Source organism: Thermus sp., from assembly GCF_056332225.1.
This window is the reverse complement of sequence record NZ_JBWGQW010000077.1, coordinates 1-4,649: the sequence shown is the minus strand read 5'-3', so window position 1 is coordinate 4,649 and position 4,649 is coordinate 1. Positions and strand designations below refer to the sequence as shown.

Genomic DNA, 4,649 nt, shown 5'->3' with positions numbered 1-4,649 from the left:
CCGCCGACTACGTCAACGACCCCTTCGTGGTGGCCCAGAACCGCAAGATGGTGGCCATCAACTCGGCCATTGAGGTGGACCTCACCGGCCAGGTGGTGGCGGACTCCATCGGCACCCGGATCTACTCCGGCTTCGGCGGCCAGCTGGACTTCATCCGGGGGGCGGCGAGGAGCGAGGGGGGAAAGCCCATCATCGCCCTCCCCTCCACGGCCAAGGGGCAAAGCCGCATCGTCCCCTTCCTCAAGCCGGGGGCGGGGGTGGTCACCACCCGGGCCGACGTGCACTACGTGGTCACGGAGTGGGGCGTGGCCGAGCTCTTCGGCCGCTCCTTAAGGGAAAGGGCCCTGGCCCTCATCGCCATCGCCCACCCCGACTTCCGGGAGGAGCTTCTAAAGGCCGCCTGGGAGCGGAGGCTCCTTCCTAGGGGCTACCCCGGGGTGGACTTGGGGCCGAAGAACCCGGCAGGGAACCCTTGACAAGCCCTCCTTTACGCCCCTAAATAGGGGGCGATGCCCGCGAAAGGCAAACGCCCAAAACCCGGCCAAGGAGCTTCCGCGCAAGGGGCCACCACCTTGGTGGTGGTGGAGTCCCCGGCCAAGGCCAAAAGCATCCAGAAGATGCTGGGGCCTGGCTACGAGGTGCGGGCGAGCCGGGGTCACGTGGCCGACCTGCCCGAGCGTAGCCTCGGGGTGGACGTGGCGCGGGACTTCGCCCCCACCTACGAGGTGAAGAAGGACAAGAAGCCCGTGGTGGAGGAGCTCAAGCGGGCGGCCCAGGGCAAGCGCCTCCTCATCGCCACCGACCCCGACCGGGAGGGGGAGGCCATCGGCTGGCACGTGGCCCGCCTCCTGGGCCGCGACCCCAAGGAGCCCATCCGGGTGGAGTTTCACGAGATCACCCCGAGGGTGGTGCGCCAGGCGGTGGAAGCCCCGAGGCCCATAGACCAGAACCTGGTGGACGCCCAGCAGGCGAGGCGGGTGCTGGACCGCCTCCTCGGCTACAACCTCTCCCCCCTCCTCTCCCTGGAGTTCCGCAAGCGGGCCCTCTCGGCGGGAAGGGTGCAGAGCGTGGCCCTAAGGCTCGTGGTGGAGCGGGAGGAGGAGATTGAGGCCTTCCAGAAGGAGGAGTACTGGACCCTCACGGGGACCTTCGCCGTGGAGGGGAAAACCCTCCTCGCCGCCCTCCTGGAAGCCGAGGGGAAGCGCCTCTGGACGGGCCAGGGGGAGAAGGAGGGAAGGCTCCACCTGAGGACCGAGGCCGAGGCCAAGGCCCTGGCGGAGGCCGTGGCCGGGCTCCCCTACCGGGTGGACCAGGTGGAGGTGCGGGAACGCCGCAAGTCTCCCCCGCCTCCCTTCACCACCTCCACCCTGCAGCAGGCGGCCAGCACCCGCCTGGGCTACACCGCAAGCCGCACCATGCGCATCGCCCAGAGGCTCTACGAGGGGGTGGACCTCCCCGAGGGCACCGTGGGCCTCATCACCTACATGCGCACGGACTCGGTGCGGGTTTCCCCAGAGGCCCTGGCCCTGGCCCGGGAGGTCATCGGGGAGGTCTTCGGCGAGGACTTCCTGCCCGAGGCCCCCCGGGTCTACAAGAACCGCAAGGAGGGGGTCCAGGACGCCCACGAGGCCATCCGCCCCACGGACCCAAGGCGCACCCCGGAAAGCGTCCGCCCCTACCTCTCCGAGGAGGAGTACCGCCTTTACGAGCTCATCTGGCGCCGCTTCCTGGCAAGCCAGATGAAGGACGCCCTCTACGAGCAGACCTCCGTCCTCCTGAAGAGCGAAGGGGGGCGGTACTTCTTCCGGGCCTCGGGCTCGGTCCTGAAGTTTGAGGGCTACCTCCGGGCCTGGGGCCGGGAGGAGGAGGGCGAGGAACCCCCGGTGCCCGCCGTGCCCGAGGGGGCTTTGGCGAAGCTCCTCCAGGCCACCCCCGAGCGGCACTTCACCGAGCCGCCCCCCCGCTACACCGACGCCAGCCTGGTGAAGACCATGGAGGAGCTCGGCATCGGGCGCCCCTCCACCTACGCCCCCACCTTGGAAACCCTGGAGAAGCGGGGCTACGTGGAAAGGCGGGGGCGCACCCTCCTCCCCACCCCCCTGGGCCGCCAGGTGACCCGCTACCTCAAGGAGCGCTTTCCCCAGGTGGTGGCCTACGAGTTCACCGCCCGCATGGAGGACCGCCTGGACGAGGTGGAGGAGGGCAAGGCGCCCTGGCCCAAGGTGGTCTGGGAGTTCTACGAGCCCTTCCTGGGGGAGCTCGCCCAGGTGCCCAAGCGGACCTGCCCCCGGTGCGGCAGGCCCCTGGAGCTCAAGGTGAGCCGCTACGGCCAGTTCCTGGGGTGCACCGGCTACCCGGAGTGCACCTACACCGAGCCCCTGGAAAAGCGGGAGGCCGAGCCCATCGGGGAGGCCTGCCCCAAGTGCGGGAGGCCCCTTGTCAGGAAGGAGGGGCGCTACGGGAGCTTCATCGCCTGCTCGGGCTACCCGGAGTGCGACTACACCCGGGACGACGGCAGGCCCACGGGCCACACCTGCCCAAAGTGCGGCGCCCGGGTCCTGGAAAAAAGGAGCAAGCGGGGAAAACCCTACTACAAGTGCGAGAACGGGGCCTGCGACTTCCTCTCCTTCTACCCCCTCCTGGAGGAAACCTGCCCCGCCTGCGGCTGGCCCCTGGTGAAGAAGGGCGGGAAGGCCCTCTGCATGAACCCGGGTTGCCCCGAGCACGACCCCAAGCTCCTTCCCGCCCCCAAGGCCTCGCCCAAGGGCGAGGGCGGGAAGGCCAAGCCCCGGCCCAAGGGAAGGCCTTCTAAAGGGGCCGCCAAGGTGGGCTTGCCCGGGGACTGGGAGGAGCTCAAGCCCTTCCTCCCCGAGCTTTCCCCCGAGGAGCGCCGGGCGGCGGAGGCCCTGGCCCGGGGAGAGGCCCTAGAGGGGGAGGCGGCACAGCTTGCCAAGCGAGCCCTCTTCAAGCTCCGCATGCTCAAGGGCCGGGCCAAGAAGGCGGTGGCCAAGGCCTGAGGCCGAGCTACAAGCTCCACCTCCTGCGCCTGGCCCGGGAGGGCCGGGTGGAGGTCCCAGGGCTTCCCTTGAGGGCCTACGCCCTAAGGGAGGGGGAGGAGCGCTCCCAAAGCGCCTTCTACCTCCTTTTGGAGGGGGAGCTCGTCATTGACCTGCCGGAGGGGCGGTACCTGCACCTCCGGCGGGGGGAAGGGGCCTGGGTGGGGGAGCCCCACCGCCTCCTTCCCGTGGAGCGGGCGGTGCTTCTGGAGCTTCCGGCCTAGGCCCCACCAGGTAGACCGCTCCCCAGGGGCGGTAGAGGCTCACCACCCGGTCCTCCACCGTCCGCCCGTCCCGGTAGCGCACCACCCGGCGCACCTCCACCCGGGCCCCTTCCGCGGCGAAGTCCACCTGCTTGCGTGTTCCCGGGGGCAGGGAGGGGTCCGGGATTTCCCGGGGCGGGAGGGGGGGCTTGCGGTCCTTTATAAAGGGGCCCTCCCAGCGCACCTCCCGGTCCTTGGTGCCGAAGAGGTGGAAGCGGAGCCGGGTGCCCACCACCGAGCGCTGGACGAGGAGGTGGCCCGGGGTGTCGTTCAGGACCTCGAGGTCCTTCTGGGGCTGGAAGACCGCCGCATCCAGCCCCGTGGGCTTGTAGTAGGCCACCTGGTAGCTGTGGGCGTGGCGCTCCAGGATGGGGAGCCCGGCGAAGAAAAAGGCCCGGAAGAGGGTGGTGGAGACCTGGCACACCCCGCCTCCCACGCCCTGCTCCGTGCGGTCCCCCACGATGACAAAGGCCTCCTTGTACCCTTCCTCCTCGCTTACGGGCCCCAGGGCCTGGTTGAAGGAGAAGGCCCCTGGAGGGATGAGGAGGCCGTCCAGCTTGCTGGAGGCGAGGAGCAGGTTGTGGACCCTCTCCCGGCTCGAGCCCCGGAAGTCTGTTTCCCCCGTGGCCAGGTGCTCCCGCACCCCCAGGGCGTAAAGCTCCTTGAGGCTCGGGGTGGGGGGCAGGTAGCGCGCGGGGAGGCGGAAGCTCCTTTTGCCCTTGGCCAGGGCCTCCTGGTAGGCGGCGAGGGCCTCTTTTTCGTCAAAGGCGAGGCCCTTCTTCTCCACCCCGCGCCACCTCCCCTCATGGAGGACGAAGCGGGGAGGGCGGGGGTCCCGGGTAAGCCGCTTCAGGAGGGACTTAAGCTCCCCCTCGGAGGCCACGGGGTAGCGCTGCACCCCGGTGTAGGTGCGGAGCTCCCCCTCCTCCACCACCTCCTCCTGAACGACCAGGAGGGCCTCCAGGGGCCCGGAAGCCCCAAGGGCCAGGGCCTCGAGGAGGGCCAGGGCGAGAAGCCGCCTCATGTGAAGAGAAGAATACCGCGAAACCCCCCCACGTACCGGCACCCACCTTTGCCCCCGCCCCCGGCCTTCTCCCCGGGGGCCCGCTGGCCTGAGCCGGGGGTGATGGGGTGCCAGGCGCCGTGCAAGCCCCTGGGGGAGCTCTTACCAGGCCCGGCGCCTGAAGGCCGCCCTTTTGGGACGGGGGCGCTACACGCCCTTTTTTTTGCGAAAGTGCTAGTTGCTACACTTGTGCGCAAAATTGCGGGGCAAAGCGGCCTTTTAAAGCTTTCTCATCTGGTAGCTTCGTCCTGAAGGTTTCTTTCCTCG

At 69.5% G+C, this 4,649-nt stretch carries 4 protein-coding genes; 3 read left to right on the top strand and 1 reads right to left on the bottom strand.

Features of this window, described 5'->3' with window-relative positions:
* From AC01Y6_RS09555 to AC01Y6_RS09545, 3 genes are all read left to right on the top strand, one after another.
* On the top strand, positions 1 to 476 hold a 476-nt coding region (locus AC01Y6_RS09555), incomplete at its 5' end, for an acetyl-CoA hydrolase/transferase C-terminal domain-containing protein (RefSeq protein ID WP_476671288.1).
* A gap of 33 nt (positions 477 to 509) precedes the next feature.
* The gene (topA, locus tag AC01Y6_RS09550) at positions 510 to 3,017 is read left to right on the top strand and encodes a type I DNA topoisomerase (RefSeq protein ID WP_476671287.1); all 2,508 of its coding nucleotides are present in this window, start codon (positions 510 to 512) and stop codon (positions 3,015 to 3,017) included.
* Positions 3,014 to 3,280: a cupin domain-containing protein gene (locus AC01Y6_RS09545; RefSeq protein ID WP_476671289.1), complete on the top strand. Its 267-nt coding sequence runs from the start codon at positions 3,014 to 3,016 to the stop codon at positions 3,278 to 3,280. Before topA ends, AC01Y6_RS09545 begins: the two co-directional genes overlap by 4 nt.
* Here the strand turns inward: AC01Y6_RS09545 and AC01Y6_RS09540 are convergent.
* Positions 3,162 to 4,343, bottom strand: a complete 1,182-nt coding sequence (locus tag AC01Y6_RS09540) for a VanW family protein (RefSeq protein ID WP_428715801.1) — start codon at positions 4,341 to 4,343, stop codon at positions 3,162 to 3,164. The genes AC01Y6_RS09545 and AC01Y6_RS09540 overlap by 119 nt on opposite strands.
* Between the last annotated feature and the right edge of the window lie 306 nt (positions 4,344 to 4,649).